This window comes from Halobacillus litoralis, assembly GCF_009856355.1.
GTDB classification, from domain to species: domain Bacteria; phylum Bacillota; class Bacilli; order Bacillales; family Halobacillaceae; genus Halobacillus; species Halobacillus litoralis_B.
The window spans coordinates 1-25,636 of record NZ_WMEW01000012.1; the positions used below are offsets into that span (position 1 = coordinate 1).

At 47.5% G+C, this 25,636-nt stretch carries 22 protein-coding genes and 1 pseudogene; 6 read left to right on the forward strand and 17 right to left on the reverse strand.

All coding sequences use genetic code 11. The features are described 5' to 3' along the window. Positions 1–149: 149 nt before the first annotated feature. The 11 genes and pseudogenes from GLV97_RS15470 to GLV97_RS15520 all read right to left on the reverse strand — a co-directional run bounded on the left by GLV97_RS15470 (position 150) and on the right by GLV97_RS15520 (position 14,062). Entirely contained in the window at positions 150–3,023 is a 2,874-nt protein-coding gene (locus tag GLV97_RS15470) for a DUF3427 domain-containing protein (RefSeq protein WP_160890051.1), read from the reverse strand. Positions 3,024–3,170: 147 nt separating this feature from the next. Then, a pseudogene (locus GLV97_RS15475) lies at positions 3,171–3,515 on the reverse strand (DnaB-like helicase C-terminal domain-containing protein); the annotation flags it as partial. A gap of 517 nt (positions 3,516–4,032) precedes the next feature. Beyond that, a complete protein-coding gene (locus tag GLV97_RS15480) occupies positions 4,033–4,887 on the reverse strand; it encodes a bacteriochlorophyll 4-vinyl reductase (protein ID WP_160890052.1) in 855 nt (284 codons plus the stop codon). Positions 4,888–5,218: 331 nt separating this feature from the next. Beyond that, entirely contained in the window at positions 5,219–7,000 is a 1,782-nt protein-coding gene (locus GLV97_RS15485; RefSeq protein ID WP_160890053.1) for a DUF262 domain-containing protein, read from the reverse strand. Positions 7,001–7,031: 31 nt separating this feature from the next. Further along, positions 7,032–7,511, reverse strand: coding sequence for a 23S rRNA (pseudouridine(1915)-N(3))-methyltransferase RlmH (gene rlmH / locus GLV97_RS15490; protein WP_160890054.1), 480 nt, complete (start codon positions 7,509–7,511; stop codon positions 7,032–7,034). 295 nt (positions 7,512–7,806) lie between these two features. Beyond that, positions 7,807–9,090 (reverse strand): GntP family permease, encoded by a 1,284-nt coding sequence (locus tag GLV97_RS15495; RefSeq protein WP_160837508.1) that lies wholly within the window; start codon positions 9,088–9,090, stop codon positions 7,807–7,809. Positions 9,091–9,126: 36 nt separating this feature from the next. Beyond that, positions 9,127–10,305: a thiolase family protein gene (locus GLV97_RS15500; protein WP_160890055.1), complete on the reverse strand. Its 1,179-nt coding sequence runs from the start codon at positions 10,303–10,305 to the stop codon at positions 9,127–9,129. A 17-nt stretch (positions 10,306–10,322) separates the two neighbouring features. Next, the gene (locus GLV97_RS15505; RefSeq protein WP_160890056.1) at positions 10,323–11,099 is read right to left on the reverse strand and encodes a 3-hydroxybutyrate dehydrogenase; all 777 of its coding nucleotides are present in this window, start codon (positions 11,097–11,099) and stop codon (positions 10,323–10,325) included. Positions 11,100–11,112: 13 nt separating this feature from the next. Then, positions 11,113–11,793: a 3-oxoacid CoA-transferase subunit B gene (locus GLV97_RS15510; RefSeq protein ID WP_160890057.1), complete on the reverse strand. Its 681-nt coding sequence runs from the start codon at positions 11,791–11,793 to the stop codon at positions 11,113–11,115. Between the two features lie 17 nt (positions 11,794–11,810). Further along, complete coding sequence (locus tag GLV97_RS15515) at positions 11,811–12,506, reverse strand: CoA transferase subunit A (RefSeq protein WP_160890058.1); 696 nt, start codon at positions 12,504–12,506, stop codon at positions 11,811–11,813. A 194-nt stretch (positions 12,507–12,700) separates the two neighbouring features. Beyond that, positions 12,701–14,062 (reverse strand): sigma-54 interaction domain-containing protein, encoded by a 1,362-nt coding sequence (locus tag GLV97_RS15520; RefSeq protein WP_237418641.1) that lies wholly within the window; start codon positions 14,060–14,062, stop codon positions 12,701–12,703. A 131-nt stretch (positions 14,063–14,193) separates the two neighbouring features. Between GLV97_RS15520 and GLV97_RS15525 the strand changes: the two genes are divergently transcribed. Next, positions 14,194–14,337 (forward strand): LapA family protein, encoded by a 144-nt coding sequence (locus tag GLV97_RS15525; protein WP_160890059.1) that lies wholly within the window; start codon positions 14,194–14,196, stop codon positions 14,335–14,337. A gap of 18 nt (positions 14,338–14,355) precedes the next feature. Here GLV97_RS15525 and GLV97_RS15530 read toward each other — a convergent pair whose 3' ends face one another. Continuing rightward, the gene (locus tag GLV97_RS15530; protein ID WP_160890060.1) at positions 14,356–14,964 is read right to left on the reverse strand and encodes a hypothetical protein; all 609 of its coding nucleotides are present in this window, start codon (positions 14,962–14,964) and stop codon (positions 14,356–14,358) included. A 306-nt stretch (positions 14,965–15,270) separates the two neighbouring features. On the opposite strand from GLV97_RS15530, the gene GLV97_RS15535 reads away from it, so the two are divergent. Next, the gene (locus GLV97_RS15535) at positions 15,271–15,792 is read left to right on the forward strand and encodes a PilZ domain-containing protein (protein ID WP_160890061.1); all 522 of its coding nucleotides are present in this window, start codon (positions 15,271–15,273) and stop codon (positions 15,790–15,792) included. Between the two features lie 35 nt (positions 15,793–15,827). Here GLV97_RS15535 and GLV97_RS15540 read toward each other — a convergent pair whose 3' ends face one another. Beyond that, positions 15,828–17,096 carry a M48 family metalloprotease gene (locus tag GLV97_RS15540; RefSeq protein WP_160890062.1) on the reverse strand — a complete coding sequence of 423 codons (1,269 nt, stop codon included), beginning with the start codon at positions 17,094–17,096 and terminating at the stop codon, positions 15,828–15,830. Positions 17,097–17,151: 55 nt separating this feature from the next. After that, the gene (locus GLV97_RS15545; RefSeq protein ID WP_160890063.1) at positions 17,152–17,619 is read right to left on the reverse strand and encodes an NUDIX hydrolase; all 468 of its coding nucleotides are present in this window, start codon (positions 17,617–17,619) and stop codon (positions 17,152–17,154) included. Positions 17,620–17,953: 334 nt separating this feature from the next. Here GLV97_RS15545 and GLV97_RS15550 point away from each other — a divergent pair, with 334 nt between their 5' ends. Further along, positions 17,954–18,190: a hypothetical protein gene (locus tag GLV97_RS15550; RefSeq protein ID WP_160890064.1), complete on the forward strand. Its 237-nt coding sequence runs from the start codon at positions 17,954–17,956 to the stop codon at positions 18,188–18,190. Between the two features lie 220 nt (positions 18,191–18,410). Here GLV97_RS15550 and GLV97_RS15555 read toward each other — a convergent pair whose 3' ends face one another. Continuing rightward, complete coding sequence (locus tag GLV97_RS15555; RefSeq protein ID WP_160890065.1) at positions 18,411–19,535, reverse strand: endonuclease; 1,125 nt, start codon at positions 19,533–19,535, stop codon at positions 18,411–18,413. A 237-nt stretch (positions 19,536–19,772) separates the two neighbouring features. On the opposite strand from GLV97_RS15555, the gene GLV97_RS15560 reads away from it, so the two are divergent. Together GLV97_RS15560 and GLV97_RS15565 are read left to right on the forward strand one after the other, a co-directional pair. Then, entirely contained in the window at positions 19,773–20,054 is a 282-nt protein-coding gene (locus tag GLV97_RS15560; protein ID WP_160890066.1) for a hypothetical protein, read from the forward strand. A 148-nt stretch (positions 20,055–20,202) separates the two neighbouring features. After that, positions 20,203–21,561, forward strand: a complete 1,359-nt coding sequence (locus GLV97_RS15565; RefSeq protein WP_160890067.1) for an FAD-dependent oxidoreductase — start codon at positions 20,203–20,205, stop codon at positions 21,559–21,561. Between the two features lie 88 nt (positions 21,562–21,649). Here GLV97_RS15565 and GLV97_RS15570 read toward each other — a convergent pair whose 3' ends face one another. Then, the gene (locus tag GLV97_RS15570; RefSeq protein WP_160837551.1) at positions 21,650–22,225 is read right to left on the reverse strand and encodes a hypothetical protein; all 576 of its coding nucleotides are present in this window, start codon (positions 22,223–22,225) and stop codon (positions 21,650–21,652) included. A gap of 369 nt (positions 22,226–22,594) precedes the next feature. Here GLV97_RS15570 and GLV97_RS15575 point away from each other — a divergent pair, with 369 nt between their 5' ends. Next, positions 22,595–23,938, forward strand: a complete 1,344-nt coding sequence (locus GLV97_RS15575; protein ID WP_160890068.1) for an amino acid carrier protein — start codon at positions 22,595–22,597, stop codon at positions 23,936–23,938. A 221-nt stretch (positions 23,939–24,159) separates the two neighbouring features. On the opposite strand, the gene xylE is transcribed toward GLV97_RS15575, so the two are convergent. Then, entirely contained in the window at positions 24,160–25,602 is a 1,443-nt protein-coding gene (gene xylE / locus GLV97_RS15580) for a D-xylose transporter XylE (protein ID WP_202410661.1), read from the reverse strand. Positions 25,603–25,636 lie beyond the last annotated feature (34 nt).

Below are 25,636 nucleotides of genomic sequence, written 5' to 3' on the forward strand. Positions count from 1 at the left end.
TGATCTTCTTGACCAAGTTAGCTGAGGCCGTGCCCGCGGCAAGCATCCATCGACAAGCGATTCGTGAGAATCAACAACAACCTTTAACCACTTCTCTTGATAGGAAAAGGAGTTTTTCAGTGGCCACTCATACGGAAGGGGATTTTTTATTACTCATGGAGATAATCATAAATTTTTTGATTCACTTGATGTTCAAGTTTCATATTCATGCGAACTACAGGAATTTCTTTATCCCCATCATTCATTGTGGTTTGTTCCACCGTGTTTTGGTCCGGGATCGCTTGCCCAAGGTAATAAAAATCACTACCTTCCCCGTTATCCTTCTTCACAAAAATGTGAAGATCATTCTCTTTTTGCTCCGCTTCAACGATTTGGACGACTTCATTGGATTGTAAGGTCCGTTTACTTCTGGAATACCACGTGAGAACTTCAGGATTTAAGAATCCATCCTCATAGTTCACACTAGACTCCACTTCTTCAGGCTTATGATAAGTCACAAAGATCGGACATGTCCCATACTTAGGCTTGTATCCATAGACCGTTGAGCTTTCATCATTCTCCCAATTCAGAAGCTTACAAGCATCCTTACGAGAGTATTTTTCAAAAAGAGTAAAGGGTTGTGCTGGAGAATAGCTTTTACTTTTGGTCATGGCAACGTCCACAATATCGTGAACAAAAGTACGGAAGATAGCATTCTCATTTAAAGATGAGGCGATTTCCTCTTCCCAGCTAATTTGATTCCCTTCAAAGATAATAATAGGCTTGTTTCCATACTTTTTTTGATCGGTAATCTTGAAAAACTCCAGACTAAACATTCGCTCCACAGAGTGTAGCGTTTGTTTATCCACTCGTCCGCCTTGCTCCAATACTTTTTCTTTGTACTCAGGATAGGAGATAGACGAGTGATCTAATAGCAAACGCAACAATAAGGGCTCGTTGATTCTTTTTCCATTTAACACTTCCTGAGAGAGCATGGTTAGGATTTGTCTTTCCCTATGGGTTAGGTGGCCCACTTCTTCTTTGACTCCCTCCAAAAATTCTACATAGTTCCCTTTTTTATCTACCAAAACGAGAGGATCAATAGAGTGGTGCTTCTGAAAGTCTACTAGCATTGGAATACGACCGATCCTATTCTTCAGTTCTTTATAAGCATCACGCAACACCTTCATTTGCGTTAAGTTAGCTGTTCGAATGGACTCGTAAATTCTCTCTTTAGCTACTTCTTCAAAATTGATTGTGGATTTTCCTTGAATATAACTCGTATCAATGACTCTTCTTCGGATATTATCTTTGTTTTGCGAATGATCCCCAGACAAAGCAATGGGGATCAGGTAGTTGTTTTCGTAGTTCCCAATAAAATCGATGACAGTAACAAAGTCTTTTGTATCATGCTTCCTAAGGCCTCGTCCAAGTTGTTGAATGAAGACAATACTGGACTGTGTTTGTCTTAACATAACAACTTGATTGATGCAGGGAATATCGATCCCTTCATTGAAAATATCTACTGTTAAAATGTAGTCCAAGGCACCGTTTTCTAACTTTTGAACAGCTGCTTGCCTTGTTTCTTGAGAGTGATCGCCTGTGAGAAAGTCGGTGTTATAGCCACGCTGGTTCATAAGATGTGAAAGCTGTTCAGCCTCTTTCTTCGTACTACAAAAAATCAATCCAGCTACCCTGTCACCTGAATAGCCATAGTATTCTACCTTCTCCAAAACATGATCAACCCGCTCATCTGCTGTTAGGTAGGTAAACATCTCATTTTCTGTAAACCCATGGCCCTCGATAGAAAGATCGGTTACCCCAAAATAGTGAAAGTGTGTTAGCATATCAGCTTCTAGCGCTTCCTGGAGGCGAATTTCATAAGCCACGTTATAATCAAACAGCTCAAAAAGGTTGAAGCCATCTGTACGCTCAGGTGTAGCTGTCATGCCAAGCAGAAATTGGGGCTTAAAGTAGTCGATCAATTTCAAGTAAGACTGTGCGCCCGCTTTATGAACCTCATCAATTAATATGTAATCAAATTCTTCTTGATCAAAAGATCTCATGACATCTGATTTTGATATCGTTTGGACTGTCGCAAATAAATAACGAGCATCTGTTTCACGCTTGGTACCTGAAAGGATTCCAAAGTCTTTATCCTCACCGCCCAGTACTTTCTGAAAGTCACTTTTCGCTTTATGTAGAATTTGTTCTCTATGCACAATGAACAACATCCGTTTGGGTCTAGCTCTACGGACGTCAAAAGCGGATAAATACGTCTTCCCTGTACCCGTAGCAGATACGATCAGAGCCTTTTCTTCATTCTCCGTCCTTACCTGCTGAATGCCTTCCAATGCAGCCTCCTGCATTTGGTTAGGCTGAATGGATAGAGAGTCCCCTAGCTTATTTTGTTCATATGGCGCTGCTTTTTCAGCAACCTTGAAGAACTGAGGAGGCTGATAGCTTTCTTCATACGCCATGATCCAGGCCAATGAAAGATGATCGGCTTGATCCCACATGACTTGGAATTGGTCATTAAAGTGATGAATGATCTCCCCATTTTCATGAGAGGTTAACTTGATGTTCCATTCATAATTAACTTTAAGAGCATTGGTTGTGAGATTGGAGCTCCCTACAATAAGAGAGACATGAGTGTCATGTTGGAAGATGTATCCCTTTGAATGGAAACCTTCCACATCAGCAATTCGCACTTCCACATTGTCGAGCTTTAGTAGCTCTTTAAACACCTTAGGTTTATTAAACATTTGATACGTAGAGGTTAGTATTTTGCCTCTCACACCTTTTGATTTTAAATCTAATAAGTGTGATTTCAGAGTCGCTAATCCACTTTCCGTAATAAAAGCTACGGAAAACATAAACGAGCGACAATTTTTAAGTTCATCCACTAATGACGTAAGAACGTCCTTACGTTGCTGTTTATTGTTCACTAAAAGTTCGGGCCGAAAACGAGTCGAAGTTGAGAATTCACGGTCAATGAATCCCTTATGAAAGGAATTCTGTAACTGCTCAATAATTGATTCCATCATAACCCTCCATCCTATTGATCTACTTTTATCTCTACCTTCTAAAATGTAATGGATGTTACCCATCCACACATGGATATATATAACAATATAGGATATAAGCAATAGAATAAAGAAAAAGAACGAGGTCTCCCTCATCCTTTTTAACTAGCTTCGTATTAACTCTGGTACATTCCCTGTAAACTTCCCATACTCCTTCTCAAAATTAAGATCGACTTTCCCAACTGAACCATTCCGCTGCTTTCCGATAATCAACTCAATTTTATTACTGTTCTGGTGCCACTTGTAGTAGTCTTCCCTGTATAGAAAAGCAATCATATCTGCATCCTGTTCGATGTTTCCTGATTCACGAAGGTCAGATAGAAGCGGGCGCTTGTCCTGACGCTGCTCCACATTACGGGATAGCTGAGACAATAGAATAATCGGAATATCTAGTTCAAGGGCAAGCAACTTCAGCTCTCTTGTGATATTGCCAATTTCAAGATCGCGGTGTTTGAAGCGGGGGTAGAAGAAATAATTCGTCACGAAATAAAGTATAATCATTTTACATACAGTAAAAGAGAGGAAGTAATCCCCATTTTCGCCTTAGCGTTGTTCAATACTAAGATACATCTCAACCAATCTTGCATGAGGTCATAAACAAAACCAAAAAAAGCTATACCTTAACAAAGACCAGCCTTTCAGCCTTTCAGCCTTTCGAGATATAGTTCTATCAATATTAAATATTTTCATGGTGGGCCAAAATCACCCTTGACAAATCACTTATGGCAGTCTCTTTAGTTGTTGACTCATCATTAAAGTATCGATTTCAACTATACCTATTCTTATGTGAGAGAATTCAGCCATGAACATTGGGGAACTTAACTCGGTATAAACTGATGAGATTCTGTTTACTCGAATTTAATTTTCTATACCGCCGATTTCCGTAAGTATTCCATTACATTACCAACATAGAATGCTCACATATTGATACTCAAATAGGTAATGAAGAAAGAAAGGTATCAGAAACTCACTTACTATTATATTCTTCACCTTCGTCCTCCTCACCATCTTCACTTTCTATCACTTCAGAATCAACATCAATGATATCAGGAAATTCTTTCTCTAATTCATTAAATTCATTTTCAATATCATCCTCTGTAAGAATAAGAGCTTCAGATAAAGTAGATGCTAGCCTTTTCCCCATTGGTCTCATTGTAAAATAAGTTACCGTGCCGGATACTACTCCACCTACAACTGGGATTGCTTTAGAAACTCCTTTTGCAAAAGAATCCTTAGTGATTTTTACACCGATATACCCTGATATTTTCTTTATAACTGGATAGTAAATTGTTTTAGTAAGCGCTTTTTGTGGCAGCCTTTTCAAAACTTGCTTTGACATTCCTGAGGCAACTAATTTGATAGCTGAAGTAGACCCACCTACACCAAACATGACCCCAAGATATAGGATTAAGTTACTCCTAGCTTTTTCAGTATCAAGATGATCTTCCAGCCAAAGATCTTGATGACCATATAAGTAAGCTAATTCCTGGGACAACCTCAGCGCAATACCAAAGAACTGGATAATATCTGCAGGAATCGCTCCTGCCATAGCAATTCCTCCAGGTAATCCTGCTCCAAAGGATAAACTAGTACTAGTCAAAGTTCTTTTAGATACGATTGAACTAGCAAGATTATCAATCTCTTTTCTTTCAATCCCTGCATTATATGGGCCGTTTTTAATTATATCTACTAACTGTTTAGGACTCTTACGGTCAGCAAAGGTGTTTGTTAAGAATTCATCTCGATAAACTTTCACACCAGGAATTTGCAATGCTTTCCCTAATATAATTTCAAAGTTCCCGCTTTTAGTTATTTCTCCCATAATCTCCCCTCCAAATATGTAAGTTTGAAAGCTGAATAGTTGGTTCCAAATAATATAATGTGGCATCGTTATCTGGTTTATTATTGGTAATAGTAACTATTTCAACAAAAGACTAAGAATACCTTTTGATGAAAATGTTGAAGCATCGACCTAATGCCCACGACATTTATATAAACCTCTATTTGTCCACTTTTTAATAATAATCTAACTAGAGAATTTTAAAATGAACAAGGTCATCACTAACATGGCATTTAAATGCTACCTCATTGCAGAGATGCCATCTCAGAGAAAGGGTTCCTCTAAATTGTACCAAGAGTAAGAAATTATTCTTTTAATTAAAATTCCACAACTCTAAAGCACTATTAGCAAGTATCTTTGAGCGATTAATAACATCTTCGAATTTAAAATCATCAAACTTTGAAACTTCTTGTGTCAATGCAATATTGGACTTTTTATATTCCTTAACCTTACTTTGAAATGGATTATTTGATGCACTAATGTTTAGTGATCGGGCTAAGAGTGTCAAATTACCAATTCTATTTACATATTCTCTATGTTCTCCGCTGGAATTCCCCCCCAAATAACCTTCCCAGTCCCCAAAATCCTTTTTAGACTTTTTAGTAGTTATTTTTTGAGGAATTATATGTTCTAAATGAAGGTCAATACCTGATGTTAACTCATACTCTCCTTGATCATTTATCAAGTTATACTCAAGCTGCTCAAGGACATACTTAGCTCGGCCTTCATTATTACGGAAACTATGCCTAGCAAACTTTTCTTCAAACTCATTATCTCCAGGTAAATATCTAAAAAGTCTACTTTTAACTTCATTTACGATTTGTATATCTTTTAAATTAACTAAATTAGAGAATATGGTATCCAATTCTCCTGTTCTATACTCACATATATGTCTTCTTAACATAAATGTCTCGATTAGCTTAAGAATTTTAATTCTATCATTCTTTTCTATATTCCTTTGAAACAAGTCTATTAAAAAAATATAGCTTGGAAATGATTTGATTCTTTTAAGGTTAATTAGATGTTTATTATAGTCTTTAACTTCAAATGAACCATTTCTAATCATTTTATAAATAGTTGAAGAGTCTTTTAGTCTTTTTGCAAATTCAGTAATAGAAACTTTGTTAACGGTTGATTGATCAATATCCTTTTGTCCTTCAAAATTTATATTCTCATGAACAACATCTTCATCTGTCGATTCCTCTAATCCACTATACTCACTATATTCATTCAGACTCTCCGCTTCTATAACTGAATTAAAATAATAGTTTTTAAATTCACTAATAATCGTTGATTTTGTAATTCTTTTTTGGGTAGCGTATGAAAGATAGTGTCTAAAGAAGTCATCAGTCTTTGTTCCATCTAAATTAATAATAATTTCTGTCCAATAACTTTTAACTTTTTCAAGGGTCTTCTCATTGATTAATGAAGCATGCCCCAATAGAAAATTTTTTATAATATCCGTCGAACTTAGTCTAAGGCCACGATTATTTATAGTTTCAAATAATTTGTATGCATCTTTAGCATTCGCTACATCTAAACGAATGACATAAGTATTACTTCTAAGTTTATGTACATATTCATACAGGTTTTCAACGCTAAAAGAACTAAATTCATTAAGAAAAAATTTATAGGCTTCAACAAGATTCTCATTCTCTACTTTATCTAATTCGTCATTATTTAAAAATCTCATGTAATCTATATCATCTAAATCACCTAAAATAAGTTTGCGCTTTTGCTTACGATCTATACCTTTACATGTGAGTAATACTTCCAATTCGTTATGTACTTCATCAATGCCAAAATTTTTAAACATGTCCGCTAATGCCTTGATTATTATGGTCAGTGTTGTTGCCCTCTGTTGTCCATCCACTAATTCAAGCTCATTAATCCCTACAGAATAGTTTGAAGTTAGACACAAAATGTTTCCTAACAAGTGTGAATCTTCTTGGTTTAATAACTTAATGTCATTAAATAAATCAGCCCATTGTTTTTCTCCCCATGAATACCTGCGTTGGTAAGCTGGAATAATAAATTGTTCATTACTGCTACCTAATAATTGATTAATAGTTAAAGTAGTAGGGGTGATTTTCATAATGGCTTCCTCCTATTTTTTCTATTCCTAATCACTTATGGTACGGTTCATTCCGATTAATCTTAAACGCCCGGTACACCTGCTCCACCAACATCAACCGCATCAATTGGTGCGGGAACGTCATATTCGAAAATGACAGCCCGAAATCACTTCTCTCCAGTACCTCATCACTCAACCCGAGGGATCCTCCAATCACAAACGCGACTTTACTCTTTCCGTAAGTCGCAAGCTCGTCCATCTTTTTCGCCAGTTTCTCAGACGTCAGCTGCTTCCCTTCGATTTCAAGCGTAATAACGTACGTATCCTGGGAAATCTTGCTCAGGATGCGTTCGCCTTCCTTCTGCTTCACCTCAAGCATCTGCGCTTCACTCAGATTTTCCGGAGCTTTTTCGTCGGGCACTTCAACGACCTCGACTTTAGCGTAGGGGCCGAGTCGCTTCACATATTCAGCCATCCCCTGCTTCAAATATTTTTCTTTCAATTTTCCTACGGTGACAATGGTTAGTTTCATGGTGGTTCCTCCCGTACGTTCTGTTTCCTTTAGTTTACCATGACAATTCCAGGAATAGAAAAACACCACAGGTATCCTGTGGTGTTCATGCAAGCTTTCGAGAGTGTTTACTCCCTTTTAAGTTAAGGTCACGAGCAGCGTTCGGTGGTGACGCCTGCGGGAACAGCACGGACCGAAGATCCACTTGGGCAGATGGTTTTTCTGCCCAAGTCAGCTGAGGTCGTGCCCGCGGCAAGCAGCCACCGATAAGCGGAACGTGACCGTAACCATCATCATTACAAATCTTTCTCTCTTTTTATAGAATGCCAATCGTATTCAACAGAATGACGACCGCAACGGAAATAACCGGGATCAGAAGCGCGACGACGAAGATATCGCGGTAGCTGTCCTTGTGGGTCATGCCGGTGATCGCAAACAGCGTGAGCACCGCTCCGTTGTGCGGCAGCACGTCGAGACCTCCGGAGGACAGGGAAGCGACGCGGTGGAACGCTTCAGCGCTGATGCCGGTGTCCTGGGCGATCTGATAGTACTTGGAGCCGAGGGCTTCAAGGGCGATGCCGAGGCCGCCGGAGGCGGAGCCTGTGGCGCCGGCGAGGACGTTGACGGCGACCGCTTCGGAGATGAGCGGGTTGCCTTTGATGCCGACGAGGATCTGCGTGAGCTTCTCAAAGCCGGGCACTTCGCGGACGACGGTCCCGAAGCCGACGGCGGCACTGGTATTGATGATGGCGATGACCGATCCGCTCGCCCCTTTGTTGATGGATGTGACGAACTTTTTGAACAAGGTGATGTTCAACAGCATAATTAAAAGAATTCCTGCGATTAATGCGGTGACAACGTCCCATTGCAGCAAGTTGAGTGTCAGTAACACGGTCAGCAGTGGCAGAATCGACAGGATGAAGTGCGGCTCGCGCTCCACGTCACCGAGTGAACTTTTATCCTCCGGTTCGACGAAGATGTCGCCTCTGTCGCGCAGCTGTTTTTCTCTAAAGCGCAGGTACAAATAGCCTCCGACCGCCATGATGATGGCGGCGACGATCCCCATGACCGGGGCCGCGGATGCGGTTGTACCGAAGTATTCCATTGGAATGAGGTTTTGGATCTGCGGTGTACCAGGCAGGGCCGTCATCGTGAAGGTGAAGGCGCCGAGCCCGACGGTCGCTGGTATGAGCTTCCGGCTGATGTTGGCTTCCCGGAACAGCGATAAGGCGAGCGGATAGACCGCGAAGACGACGACGAACAAGCTCACCCCGCCGTACGTTAAGACGGCGGCGGAGACGAGTACGCCGAGGATGGCGCGCTTGGTGCCGATCACTTTTGTGAATGCGACGGCGACCGAGCGGGCCATGCCGGTGTCCTCCATCAGCTTTCCGAAGATCGCCCCGAGCATGAAGACCGGGAACCATGATTTCGCAAAGGCGACAAAGCCGCCCATGTACGTATCTTTATAAGCATCGAGCAGGTCGAGGCCGCCGGTGACGGCGACGACGCCGGCAGCGATCGGTGCGACCCAGATGATCGACCAGCCGAGGTAGGCGAGCGCCATCAGGACGATGAGGCCGAGTAATATCCCGAACATTGGTGTTTCCCCCTAAATGATTTTTACATTAAGATTTTAGACGGATTCGACGACCATGGCAATCCCCTGTCCGCCTCCGATGCAGAGTGAAGCGACTCCATAGCGTCCGCCGCGGCGCTTCAATTCCTTGATCATCGTATACAACACGCGGGTCCCGCTGGCGCCGACCGGGTGGCCGAGCGCGATGGCGCCGCCGTTGACGTTCACTTTTTCACGGTCGAGCCCGAGCTCTTTTTCCACCGCCAGATACTGCGCGGCAAAGGCTTCGTTCACTTCGATAAGATCCATATCCTCAAGGGAGAGCTCCGCTTTTTCAAGCGCCTGACGGATCGCAGGCGCAGGACCGATGCCCATGTAGTGCGGATCCACACCGGCCACGGACCAGGAGACGATTCTTGCCACAGGGCTTAAGCTGTGGTCCTGGACGTAGTTTTCACTGGCCAGAACAACCGCTCCAGCGCCGTCATTGATGCCGCTCGCGTTTCCGCCTGTGACACTGCCGTCTTTTTTGAAGGCGGGCTTCAGCTTGGCCAGTTTTTCTGAATTCGTGTCTTCCCGGATGTGCTCGTCCTGATCGACGACAGTCGTGCCTTTGCGTCCCTTCACTTCCACCGGAGCGATTTCCTCAGCAAAACGGCCGGAGCGCCGGGCTTCGGCGGCACGCTGGTGACTGCGGGTCGCATATTCATCCTGGGCTTCGCGTGAGATTTCATAACGCTCCGCCAGATTTTCCCCTGTCATGCCCATGCCCGCACCGATGTACTCATCCGTAAGCGCGGACCAGAGCATATCATCGACCTTCGGTGTGCCGAGCTTCGTACCAAAACGGCTGCCGCGCAGGGCGTACGGGGCGAGACTCATGCTGTCGACACCGCCGGCAAGCGCGGTTTCCCCTTCCCCGAGGAGAATGGACTGGGCTGCGGATACGACGGACTGCATGCCCGAACCGCAGAGGCGGTTGACGGCAAGGGCCGGGCTTTCCATCGGGATACCTGTTTTCAGCGCGATGTGGCGCGCCATGTACGGTGCGTTTTGAGATGAATGAATGACGTTGCCGATGACGGAGAAGTCGATGCTGCCGGCATCGATGCCGCTCCGCTTCAGTGCTTCTTTTCCAGCGGTGATGCCGAGGTCCGTCGGTTCCACGTCTTTGAGGGCGCCTCCGAATGTACCGAACGGCGTGCGCGCTCCTTCTACGATATATACGGATTTCATTGAAATACCCCTTTCGGTTACTGGGTCGTATAGCCGCCGTCGATGACAGCTGCCTGACCGGTAATGCCTTTCGCTTTGTCACTGGCTAAAAACAGCGCATAGTCGGCGATTTCCTGTACTTCCAGGAGACGCTTCTGCGGCACGAGCGGATAGATGACTTCTTCGAGTGCCTTATCGAGCGAGACGCCGCGGTTGCTGGCGAGATCCTCAAGCTGGTTGCGGACGAGCGGTGTATCGACATAGCCCGGGCAGATAGCGTTGACGGTAATGCCGTCCTCCGCGCCTTCCAGAGCGGTCACTTTCGTGAGACCGATGACGCCGTGCTTGGCGCTGTTGTAGGCGGACTTGCCGGCGAATCCGATCAGGCCGTTGATGGAGGCCATGTTGAGGATGCGGCCGAAGCCCTGCTTTTTCATAATCGGGAATACATGCTTTGTCGCCATGAACGGGGCCACGAGCATGATCTTCGTAATCAGCTCGAACTTCTCTGTCGGAAACTCCTCGATGGACGAAACGTGCTGGAGGCCGGCGTTGTTGACGAGCACGTCGAGACGGCCGTACTTGTCCACGGTTGCATCAATGGCGTCCTGGATATCCTTTTCCTTCGTCACATCGCAGACGAGACCAGTGACGTCATACCCTTCTGAAGACAGCTGCTTTTCGGCTTCCTTCACTTTTTCCTCGTTTATATCGCTCAAGACGACCTTGGCGCCGTTCTTGGCAAACTCGGTGCCGATTTCATAGCCAATGCCGCTGGCCGCGCCTGTAATGAAGACGACTTTATTTTCTACCATCCGGTGTTCCTCCTCACGTGTTGGACTGGATTGTCATCAGCTCGTCGCTGACAATCAGATCCGCTTCTGTCGATGCCTTGATTTCGTCTACCGTCCAGCCTTCAGCGATTTCGATCAGCTTCAGGCCTTCCTCTGTTACGTCCATGACGGCACGCTCGGTGATGATGCGGTCGACGACGCCTTTTCCTGTGAGCGGCAGACGGCATGCCTTCAGGATCTTCGGATCTCCGTGCTTGTTCACGTGGTCCATGATGATGACGACTTTTTTGGAGCCGTGGACGATATCCATCGCCCCGCCCATGCCTTTGATCATTTTTCCAGGGATCATCCAGTTGGCGAGATCGCCGTTTTCTGCGACTTCCATCCCGCCTAAAATCGCAAGGTCGAGGTGCTCACCGCGGATCATCGCGAACGATTCGGCACTGTCACAGTAGGCGGCGCCGATGGAGGCGGTGACGGTTTCCTTTCCGGCGTTGATCAAATCCGGATCGACTTCCTCTTCATACGGAGAGCGTCCGATGCCGAGCAGTCCGTTTTCCGACTGCAGGACGACTTCCTTATCAGAATCGATGTAGTTGGCGACCATCGTCGGCATTCCGATTCCAAGGTTCACATAGTAACCGCTTTCAATTTCCCTTTCAGCTCGTCGGGCAATCAGTTCCCTGACTGCCGCTTTATCCATTTCTACGGCCATAATAGCCCCTCCTTTTGTTATGCATGAGTGCGTACGGTCCGGCGTTCGATGCGTTTTTCCTGCTGACCTTCAATGAGTCCCTGTACGTAGATGCCCGGCGTGTGGATCTGATCGGCATCAAGTTCGCCCGGCTCGACCAGCTCTTCGACTTCAGCGATCGTGACGGCCCCGGCAGCGGCCATCATCGGATTGAAGTTGCGCGCCGTTTTGTTATAAATGAGGTTGCCGTGCTTGTCACCCTTCAGGGCACGGACGAGGCTGACATCAGCGGTGAGTCCGGTCTGCAGCAGGTAGTCCCTGCCGTCGAAGGTGCGCACTTCTTTTCCTTCCGCAATCGGTGTTCCGACGCCTGCCGGTGTATAGAAAGCAGGAATGCCGGCGCCGCCTGCGCGGATGCGTTCTGCGAGCGTTCCCTGCGGCGTGAGTTCGACTTCCAGTTCGCCTGCGAGCACCTGACGTTCGAATTCCTTGTTTTCGCCGACGTAGGAGCCGATCATCTTATCAATCTGTTTGTTTTCCAAAAGCAGGCCGAGACCCCAGTCGTCAACGCCACAGTTGTTGCTGATGACGGTGAGATGCTTCACGTTCGATTCGACGAGTGCCAAAATGAGATTTTCCGGGATTCCGACGAGTCCGAATCCTCCGACCATAATCGTTGAGTGATCGTTTATGTCCTTAACTGCTTCCTGAAATGATGTGTGAATGTGTTTCATATTGGTTTCCACCCCTTCCACCCTTCTACATGCAAGTTTCATGCCAACTTTTCAACCGCGGTACTAAAGGAATCTGGTTTTCCGGTTTCCGGATTTATGGAAAAAATGATTTGCCATTCATGAAAACCCTTACAAAACGGCATAAAAAAACCCATTCCGGATTTCCGGAACGGATTCCTGAAATCTGGAATGGCTTACAGGTCGTACTTTTTCACTTTGTCATACAGGCTTGATTTGCCGATGCCGAGGCGGTCGGCGGCTGTACATTTGTCACCGTCCGCTTCTTCGATCGCGCGGAGGATCGCCGTTTTTTCCGCTTCCTCGACCACGTCCTTGAGCGTCTGTCCGGCGCGCTGGCCGTTTCCTGAGGATGACAGATAATCCGGCAGGTCTCGGTAACGGATTTCCCCGTCGTCGGTCATATGAATGGCGGATTCAATGACGTTTTCCAGCTCACGGACATTCCCCGGCCAGTCGTGTTTGTTAAAGAGAGCCTCCACGTCCGGGGCGAGCGTCTCAATCCGTTTGCCGGTCCGGTCACTGAGCTTTTTCAACAGAAACTTCGTGAGCACCTTGATGTCGCCCCGGCGTCTGCGGAGTGGCGGAATATCGATCTGGACGACATTGATGCGGTAGAAGAGATCCTCCCGGAATTTGTCCTCCTTGATGAGCGCTTCGAGCGGCCGGTTGGTGGCGGCGATGATGCGGACGTCGATGGCCTGCGGCTTCTCTGCGCCGACCGCTTCGATTTCGCCTTCCTGCAGGGCACGGAGGATTTTCACCTGGGCGTGGAGCGGCATGTCGCCAATTTCATCAAGGAACAGCGTGCCGCCGTGGGCGAGCTGGAATTTGCCCGGCTTGCCGCCTTTTTTCGCACCGGTAAACGCTCCTTCCTGGTAGCCGAACAGCTCCGCTTCGATCAAATGCTCCGGGATAGCCGCGCAGTTCACCTTGATGAACGGCTGCTGGCTCCGCTCACTCAAGTGATGGATGCTGTGGGCGAACAATTCCTTCCCTGTCCCGCTTTCGCCGCGGACGAGCACCGACACGTCGCTGTAGGCGGTTTTGCGGATCTTTTCCTTGACCTGCAGCACTTCCGGTGAGGTGGTGATGATGTCATGAAGCGAATACTTGGCCCCGTTCACGTGCTGCATCTGGCTGCGGTACGTCTCGAGCTCAAGCAGGAGGTCCTTGATGTGGGTGTTCATGATTTTCCATTCATCGGTATCACGGAACAGCACCATGCCGAGGGCCCCGATCACCTCGCCGTCCTCCTGGAGCGGAATCCGGTGGGCGATCATATAATCGCCGCGGATCTTCTGGAGATCGGCCATCTCCTCCTCCCCGGTGTCGACGACGATGTGCATCCGCGTATTCTCGATCACTTCGGTGACGTGGCGGCCGGCGATCTCTTTTGGATCGACTTCCAAAAAACGGCCGTAGCTTTCATTCATATAGGAAATCCGTCCGTCCCGGTCGACGACGACGATACAGTGCTTCACATTGCCAAACAGCGTTTCCAGCACATGATTGCGCTCCTCAAGCATCGATGGCATCCTGGGTCACTCCTTTATATGATAACGTTTTCAATAGTCGCTACTTTGAGTCTATCAAAAGAGTCCCGTAGTGGCTAGATACCCCGCCTCCTTTTTTTACCATGATAGGATAGAAAAAGGAGGTGTTCGTTATGGACGGGTTATGGAGCTGGATCGCCTTATCTCTGGCTGTTGGTGCTTTTTATACAGCGGAGCAGGCAAAAAGAGAGGATAAGAGATTGAAAGAGCGGCTGGATCGTCTGGAGCGGGAAAAAGAGGAAAAACCTCCCTCATGAACGAGGGAGGTTCCTGCATTATGGATGCAAAGGAAGATCAATCTCCAGATCATCGCCTAAAGGGTTTCCTGTTTGATCAGTCGGAGCTTTGACATAGAGGGTCAGTTCCTCAATATCCTTCACGTTCGTTTCATCAAAGAAGAACGTGAACAACCTTGAAACACCTTCTTCACGGAAAATACGTTCCACGAGGCCATCACTCATCTTCTCATCCGGATCAACCATTTCACCCGTACCTGTCTCCACACGGAAATGATCCCATGTGAAAATAATATCCTTATTGGACACGGCAAGGTCCATTCCCAGATTCAAGTACTCTACGTCTTCTCTGCCAATCAAGTCGATAAACAAATCATCGGTATAGGTGCCTGTAACAAGGCTTGCCGCTGCGAAATCCAAGGTAACAGGTCCTGTTTCATATGTACCTATATCTTCGGCGGTGGAGACCATTTCAAAATTCCCCCGGTCGGTTTCCACGATTTCAGGTTCCTTTTCATCATTAGAAGAAGATTCTTCCTCCACTTTTTCTTCCGGCTCATCAGCCTTCTCTGGTGTACTTTCTGAACTGCACGCTGAAATGAACAAAATAGTAAAAAGAACCAGCACAGCCTTCCACTTTGTTAACAAACGATCACGCTCCCCTTTGATATATCATCTAAACATTACCATGCAGGAGATCCATAAATAAAGGAAGTGTTATAAGCAGCCTCCTTTCCACTCACGTTTTGTAAAAATCACAGCTTTTCTTAAAATAAATATGATATATGTAAAAGTAAATACTTTTATCATGCCATAATATAGATAAAAATACCTACAAAAGGAGTGGAAGGCTACTCAAAAGATGAAAAACCAGGAGGCTGCATCCATATTATATTTCGCCCGGAACATTGAGAGAGAACCGGGATACACTTGAAGAATGACGAGGTGGTTGTCTTGGTTTATATCGTATGGGCAGAAGCCCTGATTATTGTCCTGTTCACCGTGTTATTAATGAAGGATCTGCTTAAGAAAAAGGCAGCGGACGCTCCAACAGCTGCCGAGCCCACCGCAGGAAGCGTCCCCCCGTCGAAACAGCCGTACGTAAAAAGAAGCCTCCGGGTCGATGTCCCCCATATCGAAAGCAAAATCATCATCATTGATATCGATACCAAACGGTTCAAAGCCTTGAACCAGAAATACTTTACCGGCTATATCGAGAACATCAGCCTCACCGGCTTGAAATTTTCATCAGCGTACAACATCCCGATCCAGGAGAACATCACAATTTCCCTGCACTTTTCCTTGGATGACGAAGACTTTACCCTGCAGGCCCGGATGGCCCGGAAACACGAGGAGTTATCAAGCTCCGCCGTTGTCTATGGGGTGGAGTTCATCGAAATCAGCGAAAAGAACCGGGAGCGCCTGGCGCGCATCCTGTATCAGCTGCAGATTGTGAAAAATAAGCAAGCGCTCTGAATAAAACAAGCCCCCGGACATGCGGGGGCTTGGGTCTACTCCTCATCGCTCAGCTCATAGTTTTCGAGCATATGGATCCGCTCCATCATCGTCGGATGTCCGTAGCGCAGGTACTTCACAAGCGCCGGCGGATCGACGTCACTCAAGCCGTTGACGGTGAGCTCCTGGAAGGACCCGACAGCCGCTTCTGTATCCTGGGTCATCTCAATCGCATAACGGTCGGCATCCCCTTCCGCGTTCCGTGAGATTGCAAGCTCCACAGGACTTGCAAGGAAAGAGAGCAGCGTCAGGATCAAATAAAACATCGGCAGACTCGCAATCTCGGACACCTTCGTAAAGCCGAGCTTTTCCCCGTAGCGCCGCACCGCCCACCGCAGCAGGTGATAGGTCACCAGCAGTCCAAGGAAGGTGGCGAAGATCGCACCGGCGAGATTCCAGTACAGGTGATTCATGACGTAATGGCCGATTTCATGCGCCATGATGAAAAGCACTTCATTTTCCTGAAGCCGGTTCAGCGTCGTATCCCATAAAACGATGCGGAGATTGGAGCCGATGCCGTTCACGTAGGCGTTCATACTGTTCGTTTTCTCCGACATGTTCACTTCATAGACACGGTCAGCGGGAATATCCGCTTCATCGGCGAGCGTGAGAATTTTTTCCTCAAGCTGTTTATCCTGCAGTTCACCGAAATCATTATACAGCGGGTCGATGACGACGGGCTGCAGGTACATCATAAAAATGAGAAACGGAATCATCAGCAGCCAGGCGATCAGCCACCAGCGCTTCTCGAATTTTTTCATTAAGAAATATAAGACGGTAATGAGAACGGCCATGATGAGCCAGCCGATCCAGAAGCTGAGCAGCTCATCGCGCATCCAGCTTGAAAAGCTCTGGGTGGAAATGCCGTACTCCACCGACAAGCGCCGCTTTACGTAATCGATCGGGAATAACAGGATCGATGTCAGCGTCGACAACAGCAGCACAAACAACGGAATTTGGATGGTCCGGAAGCGTGATACCTTTTCCCCGAACTGCTTGAAGACGATCGACGCGCCGAAAACCATTACACCGAGATAGACGATCCACTCCAACGGCTCGCCGAGAAAGGAGAGGAAGTTCTGATAGGTCGAGTATTCCTGACTGAGTTCAAGCTCCCTCGCCGTCATAAATGTCGCCGGATCGGCGGCGGTCCCTTCGTATTCCGGAGGTACGCCGGGGTTCGACCACTGGAAAAAATACAGGCCCAGCACCAGACTATAGAGGCCGTAGAGAATGAACGTCCATGTGATAAATTTTTTCTTCACTGCCTGCCCTCCCTGACATACGCATTCGTCATAGTGTACGAGCCCGCCCGTCCGCTTAGAACGTTTCCTTCAGGATCAGATGCATCAGATGATCTGGAATTTCCAGCAGCGACTTCTTAAGAAACGCCGGCTTCACCTCATGCAGGGACAGATCATCCAGAGCAATCCACTGATAGATAAGACGATCGCCATCTTTTCCGTGAAAAGGTCCGGCTCTGAACTTGGGCTCCTTCGTTTCCAGCGCATAGTAAAAAGCCACTTCGTGCAGCGCTTCCCCGCGGTGAGGAAAAAAGCTTTCGGCAATCCAGACCGTACGCTCGACCTCAACCTCCCAGCCGAGTTCCTCCCTCATCTCACGGATGATCGTATTCATCGAATCCTCGCCAAGCTCAATACCGCCACCCGGCAGGGCCCAGTAGGCATCTTTCTTTCGTTTATGTAACAGCACATGCCCCTGCTCGATCAGTATGCCGGCGGCGCGGTGATTGAAAAACCGGCCGTCGCTGCGGAATCGTACATCCATCCGTCTGCCCCCTTTTTTCGTTAACAAATCCCATTCCTATTACTTACGCCGGACGGGGGCGGGAGTCCTTTATTTTTTTGGAGCAGCTGTGACTTAAATGAATATAAGGATTTCCACCTATTCAAGGATATGTGGGTAAACAGAAGATCGGCTGGTGCTCCCCTCCCTTTTTATCAGCATATAAGAAAAGCCCCCAAAAAGGACGTTAAGACGGAAGATACTGTTTTGGAATAAAATCGTTTATTATTAGTTGCTTTCCCAGGGTTGTCTGTCTCAGGTAATCCATGAATAATTAGATGACAGAAGTGTTGTTTAGAAGAGGAGTTGATAGAACGTGAACTTTATAAAATATGGTGTCTTTCTTTTATTCGGTTCTTTTGTTCATTACAGTATAGTGATGATGTACAGCCAATGGCTCATGTTGCAGAACTTAGAGACTTTGGGGAGTGGCGGACCAATGGAGGCGCATGTCTTCACTGGCTTTCCCATGATATTCAGGACCGAACTCATCGTCGCAGCTGTACTGCTTGTCCTTGGTACCTACCAGATGTTGAAGAAAAATCGTTCGTAAAAAACCGGAGCAGCTTTTTGTTAAGTCCCCCACTTTCCGGGACTGAATCAATGTATCTTCCGGTTGTACAACAAGGAAGAATATCATGAAGAACTCTAACAGGTTGGAGATACATTTACATAAGTTCAGATACAATAGCACACATCAAGACTGACCTCCCTGCTGTAAGAATGAAAGAATGCAGAACCCCCGGAAGCAGGCCGCTTCCGGGGGGTTCTCATTACCAGATCTGTTCCACGTATTCCGGGTGGTCAATGAACGGGTTGCGGTTACCTTGATAGTCACTGAAAATAATTTCGTTCCGGTTACGCTCAAAGCTGTCGACCGGATCGCTCTCGTGCCATTCTTTCAATGTGGAAAGCTTCCCTAAGTATGGACCGCTCGTTCCGGTGTAATCGGCAATTTCAAGATCCAGCTCACCCTGATCACCTTCATAGCGGACGGCCATATAGAAAATCATCCGGGCCACATCCCCTTTGACCTCATCGCGGGGCTCCCAGGAGTCGCTGTCCGAATACGTATCCGGGGCGTCGGCATAAGCCGATCCGCCGTTATCAAAATCAAGGTTGCTTCGTGCGGAGTTCACCGATACATCGGTCGGACGAAGATGGTGAATGTCGGTACCGGCTCCCATGCTCGTGCCGAAATCGCCGTGGGACTTCGCCCAGACGTGCTCGCGGTTCCAATCATCGACATACCCGCCGTTGTCATACTTGGACATCGAGTTCCCTGTGTACAAAAGCAGGACGTTGCCTGCGTTGTTCGGATCTTCATCGGTATGACGAAGCGCATCCCATACATCGGAATACGAAAGCTCCGTGTGATCGTCGATGACGTTGTGCAGCTCCTGCTTCAACGCATCCCCCGTCAATCCATCCGCACTGCTGTAGTAGTCCCCGGACGTCGAGCCGTCTCCGTCCCCGCTTCCGGTGCCGCCGCCGCAGTCACCGGACGAATTGGTGATCGAGCTTACGTATTCGACGCCTTCATGGCCGAAGTAGGCATCACGGGTGCCGTCCACGACGATTTTTTCTCCCATCAGCCCGGGGTTGTTCTGGAGTCCCCACTCATAGCGGTATTCGGAATCCAATTTGACCAGAATCATGTCGTTCATATCGGTTTCGCCGGCATCATCCGCAAGCGCGAGGGCATAATTCGAGGAAAAATCGCTCTGCTCCACGGCCGACTGGGATACCGGGACGCCGACAATGTACCCCTCCACGGTCACATCGGTCCCGTTCGACGTCTGCATCGCTTCCTGGACAGACAGGTTTCCGGCCGCGTTCAGGGCCGGCCCCCCGGTGAAAAAGACAAGACTAAAGAGGATCAAAAATAATTTCTTCATCATGTGCACTCCCTTGTTTGTTATGTGGCCTTACACCGATTCTTTCCATATCCACCTTCGATTTCCTGCCTGAAAACGTGAAGTTAGCACGATTCTCACAGAGCGTTAACATCCGCTTCATAATGAGGACCTCCGGCGCACGACGTCCGAATCAGATTCCTTTTCTTCTGTCATAGGAGCGTCACGGATACATATGTATAAAGGGTAAGCCATTGATTCCAAGGAGGAGATGTTCACATGAGTGAAAAACGCAGCTCTAAGGAAAAAGACGGCTTCTTCAAGCAGGTGACCAAAGAGGCCAACAACATCGTCCAGCAGACGGTCGATTCGTCCGGAAAGGTCATCAAATCGATTACCGGTGAAGGCGGCCTGATCGGCAAAACCGTCGATTCATCGGGGAACATCATTAAAAAAGCGTCCGAAAAAAGCACCGAAGCCATCGACAAAACGGTGGATACGTCCTCTGAAGCCTTCAAGAAAGTGAAAAATAAAACGTTCTCCCGCAAGGATAAGGAATAACCCCTGCCCCGCCGGCTTTCCGGCGGGTTCTCTTTTATATTGTGAAATAGTGAGCAAAAGGGTTGTATTCTCCTTCAAACCGTTTTATAATACAATTACAGTTAACATGTGAAGTATTTCACATGAGCTTATAAGGAGGATCTATTCCATGAAGATTGCAGTAATTGGAAGTACCCACGCAGGAACCGCTGCGGTGACGAATATGGCGAACATGTATCCTGAAGCTCAGATTACCGTTTATGAACGAAACGATAACGTCTCCTTTCTATCCTGTGGACTCGCTCTCTATGTCGGCGGAGTCGTCGAAGACCCGCAGGGACTCTTTTATTCTTCTCCGGAGGAGCTGCAGAAGCTCGGCGTTACGATCCGGATGCAGCACGACGTGAAAGACATTGATGCTGAAGCGAAAACCATCTACGCTGAGAACCTTGTGACCGGTGAACACCTCACCGATTCCTATGATAAATTAGTGATTACGACCGGTTCATGGCCGGTGACACCGCCGATCGAAGGCATCGCTCTTGAGAACATCCTGCTTGCGAAAAACTACAACCAGGCGAATACCATCATTGAACGGGCGGAACACGCCGAAAAAGTGACCGTCGTCGGAGCTGGTTATATCGGTGTCGAGCTTGTCGAAGCCTTTGAAAAAGCGGGTAAAGAGGTGACACTGATTGACGGAGCGGACCGGATTTTGAATAAATACCTTGATGAGGCATTCACATCCATCGTCGAAGAGGACTTCGAAAACCGCGGGATTACGTTAGCGATGAATGAAACTGTCCAGCGGTTTGAAGGGAGCGGCGGCCAGGTCGGACGTGTGATTACGAACAGCGGAAGCTATGAGACCGATCTTGTCATCATGTGTGTCGGATTCCGTCCGAATACCAATCTTGTCAGAGGAATCGTCGACACGCTCGATAACGGTGCGATCATCGTCAATGAATATATGCAGACGAGCCATCCTGATATTTTTGCAGCGGGAGACTGCTGTGCCGTGACGTACAACCCGACTGGAAAACACGCCTATATCCCACTCGCAACGAACGCGGTCCGTATGGGAACACTCGCCGCCCGCAACATCATGGAGCCGGTCATGCCCCATGGAGGCACCCAGGGCACATCCGGTCTGCACATTTACGACTACAACATGGCATCCACGGGGCTGACAGAAACATCTGCTCAACTTTTAGATGCACATGTGAAAAGTTTCACAATAGAAGATACGCACCGCCCGGCGTTCATGCCGACAGCGGAACATGTGAAGCTGAAAGTATCGATCGATCCGGAAACAAGGAAAATTCTCGGTGCCCAGGTTCTGTCCAAAGCTGATGTGACGCAGTCCATCAATACGTTGAGTGTCTGCATCCAGGCCGGCATGACGATCGACCAGCTCGCCTACGTCGATTTCTTCTTCCAGCCGCACTTCAACCAGCCATGGAACTTCTTGAACAAGGCGGGCCTTGAAGCACAGCAGGATTACAACCGGACACCAGCCCTCGTCTAAATCAATCAATCCCCCGTGCCCATTCACGGGGGATATTGTCATTCATGTACGGATCGCGTTCAGACAGGAATTTTTTATAACATCCGTACTAACTGAAGAAGATAATGAGAAAGAAGAAAGACGAAATGGTCAGTACGTGGGCAAAAAACATGGACCACCTTCTCCACCCTCGGCTCCGCAGGGAATTAAAAATGCCAAGGACGATGGAGGAGAAGAGAGCTGTCACTATAACCCACACGGCGTTCCCTTGAATGTCTCCCACGATTTGAGTGAGCCCGATCGTAGCACCGCATAAAGCAAAGAACAAACCTAAAAAAACAAGAGAAGTCCAGAAGCTCTTCTTATCCAATTCCTTGACCCATTCTTGAGCCACAAGAAAATAGAAGTCTTCATCCTCCCGCTTTTCCTTTTTAGATACAAAAGCATTGACAGCCTTCTCAGCTGCTTTGTGATTCATTTTATCAGTCAGGTCATGATAATTCTTGTCTAAGTAGTTATTCTCTAACAGCATTTCCTCTAAAAATTTCATATTTTTGACCGTTTCTTTGTATGGTTTCTTCTCTCTATTCAATATGTTCCTTTTTCGAACCATTAAATGAGTGAAAAACCGAAGAGTCGATAGGATCATCGTCCACAACGCACGAATGAAATAACGCTTCAGCATGTAGAGTCACCTTCTTTCTATGGGTTGGCTTCAGGAGTTTTTTCTTCATCTACCTACATTCAATTACATGAGGAAAATTTGAATATTCTTCATACACCTCATTCCCCCACCTCTGCTTCAACAGCGGCCCGGCGCATGGCATCGGTCGGTTTCATTACCGTATCCCTTCGTAAATCGATCATCGTCTCCCCCTTTTTCATCTATTGTATAGAAGGATTTTACAAAAAGGAAAGGCAGGGATGTGAAAAAACAGTCGAAAATCGCTTGAAATCGCCGGTTTTTCAATAAATGTCACTTGCTGTGAAACGCTTCCACGTGCGATACTCTTTATTATGGTTATACATTAAAGAAAGAAAGGACATTAAAAAAGTGGAACAGTTGACGCAACTTTTTAAAGATATAAACAGTGTTCTGTGGGGACCTGTCATGCTCGTCTTCCTCCTCGGAACCGGTGTATGGCTCACCTTCCAGCTCCGCTTCATCCAGGTGCGCTTCCTTGGTAAAGGCTTCAAGATTACCTTCGCACCGCTTTTCAAGAAGGAAAAGCAGGAAGGCATCCATTCATTCAAGGCGCTCGCCACATCGATTTCCGCGCAGGTCGGAACCGGAAACCTGGCTGGTGTCGCCACAGCGATTGCTGCCGGTGGTCCCGGTGCGATTTTCTGGATGTGGATCAGCTCGTTCTTCGGCATGGCGACGATTTTTGCCGAAGCGGTCCTTGCCCAGCTCTATAAGGTAAAGAAAAATGGATCCGTCTACGGTGGTCCGGCCTATTACATCCGTGACGGTCTTGGCAGCAAATGGCTGGCCGGCTTTTTCGCTGTAGCCATCATCATTGCGCTCGGCTTTGTCGGAAACATGGTGCAGTCCAACGCGATCGCTACGGCGATGAACCAGGCGCTGGATGCCTCCTCGTTCGGTCTCAATCTCGGTCTTGGTATTGTGATTGCTATTTTAATTGGTCTTATCTTATTCGGCGGAATTGACCGGATTTCCACCTTTGCCGGAAATGTCGTCCCTGTCATGGCGCTGTTGTACATCGGCGGAAGCCTCGTCATCATGGTGGAATACTGGGATCAGGTGCTGCCGACGCTGCAGCTGATTGTACAGGCTGCGATTAGTCCGGAGGCCGCCGGCGGTGGTGTGCTCGGTGCAACGGTGAAAGAAGCGATCCGTTACGGCATTGCCCGCGGATTGTTCTCGAACGAAGCTGGAATGGGGTCCACCCCGCACGCCCATGCGGTCGCTCAAGTGAAGCGTCCGTCCCACCAGGGCCTTGTCGCTATGGTCGGTGTATTCATCGACACTGTGATCATTTGTACGATGACCGCCCTCGTCGTACTCGTAACCGGTGCCCATAAAGCAGGGCTTGAAGGAAGTGCGATTACGCAGGAAGGGTTCGCCCGCGGACTCGGTGAATTCGGTATTCCGTTTATCGCGATCTGCCTCTTGTTCTTCGCCTTTACGACGATCCTCGGCTGGGCCTTCTTCGGAGAAGTCAACGTGAAGTTCCTGTTCGGAGAAAAAGCCGTGCCGGCGTACCGCGCGTTCGTGCTGCTGTTTATCGTCACAGGAGCCGTCGTCCAGGTGGAATTCGTCTGGCAGATGGCCGATACGTTCAACGCATTGATGGTGGTTCCTAACTTGATCGCTGTCCTTGCCTTAACGAAAATCATCAAAAAGACGTGGAACAGCGACCGCCTTCAACCCTGAAACAGAAAAAAGCCAGCCTGATGCCGGGCTGGCTTTTTTTCTATCCTCAGTGCGTTTGCGTTTTTCTTCCGGAACGCATGTGATAAAATGATTCTGATTTGGCTGGATCCTTTCGTGTGCTGTTTTTTGGTCGAAACTCGTATACGAAAAGGGGTCCTTCCAAGTCACCTTCACATGAATAACGCTCCATTGTATATCCCTCTTTCTATAACCGCTTCCAGTTAAGCTTTTCTTTCTTCCAGTGTGGAATAGCCGGCAGATGATTGATCTTCCGCTTTGCTTGTCCAATGTTCTTCGATTTCCTCGAGTGTTTTTCCCTTCGTTTCCGGAACGAGCTTCCAGACGAATAGGAAGGAAAGGACACACATTACGCCGTAAAAACCGTAGGCGACGCCTGCACCGATTTCAAGCAGCGACGGGAATGTGGATGAAATCAACAAGTTGCTTCCCCAGTTTGCTACTACAGTAATCGCCATGACCTGTCCGCGAATCTTGTTCGGGAACAATTCCGATGCCAGCACCCAGACGAGCGGGCCGAAGGAAAGGTTGTAAAAAGCGACGTACAGGAGAATGAACAACAGTGCGCCAAGTCCAAGGGAATCAGCGAAGGACAGGGCGGATATGCCGAACATCCCCACACCCATACCGACCGATCCGATCAGCAGGAGCGGTTTTCTTCCGACTTTTTCAACAAGCAGCAGCGCAATCAATACGAAAATGAAGTTGACGACACCAATCAGAACGGTCTGCATCATCGATCCGTCTGCCGATGCCCCCATGTTGGCGAAAATACGCGGCGCGTAGTACAGGATAACGTTGATACCGACGAACTGCTGGGCAGCAGCCAGTAAAATTCCGACAATGACGACAAGCTTGCCGTAGGAAAAGACGCGTGCCTTCTTTTTGCCTTCCTTCTGAACGGTTTCTTTGATTTCATCGAAAATTGCTTTCGCCTTTTCTTTTGAGCCGTTGACCTTCGTTAAAATATCCATCGCTTTTTCGTCTTTGTTTTTCAAAATCAAGTAACGCGGTGTTTCCGGTACTAAGAATAACAATCCGAAGAATAACAGCGCAGGGATGGCTTCAGAAGCGAACATGTAGCGCCAGCCGATATCATGGATCCACGCGGTACTCTGTCCGGCAGCAATCCGCCAGTTGATGATATAGACGACGAGCATACCGAAAATGATGGCCAGGTTGTTTAGCGTCACCAGCTTGCCGCGGATCTTGGCCGGTGATGTTTCACTGATGTAAAGCGGTCCAAGACCGGAGGCCAGTCCGACACCAATCCCGCCGATAATGCGGTACAGATTAAACATGATAAAAAGTCCGATGGATGGATCGCCTTTCGTGAAGAATAAAAATTCAGGATACGCCGAAAGCAGGGCGGACAAAAAGAACAGCACAGCAGCTGTAATGAGGGAATTTCTCCGTCCGATGCGGTTGGAGAGCACTCCGCTGATCAGTCCGCCGATGATACATCCGAATAAGGCACTGGATACCGTCAATCCCTGGAACAAGCTGTTCAAGCCGAGACTGTCGATGAAATACACCTCAAGAGACTGCTCCGCTCCCGAAATGACAGCTGTATCATATCCGAACAACAGCCCGCCTAAAGCAGCGACAACAGATAAAAAGATCATATACTTCAAATGCTTTGTCATAATTACGTGAACCCCACCTTTATACGTAATGTCG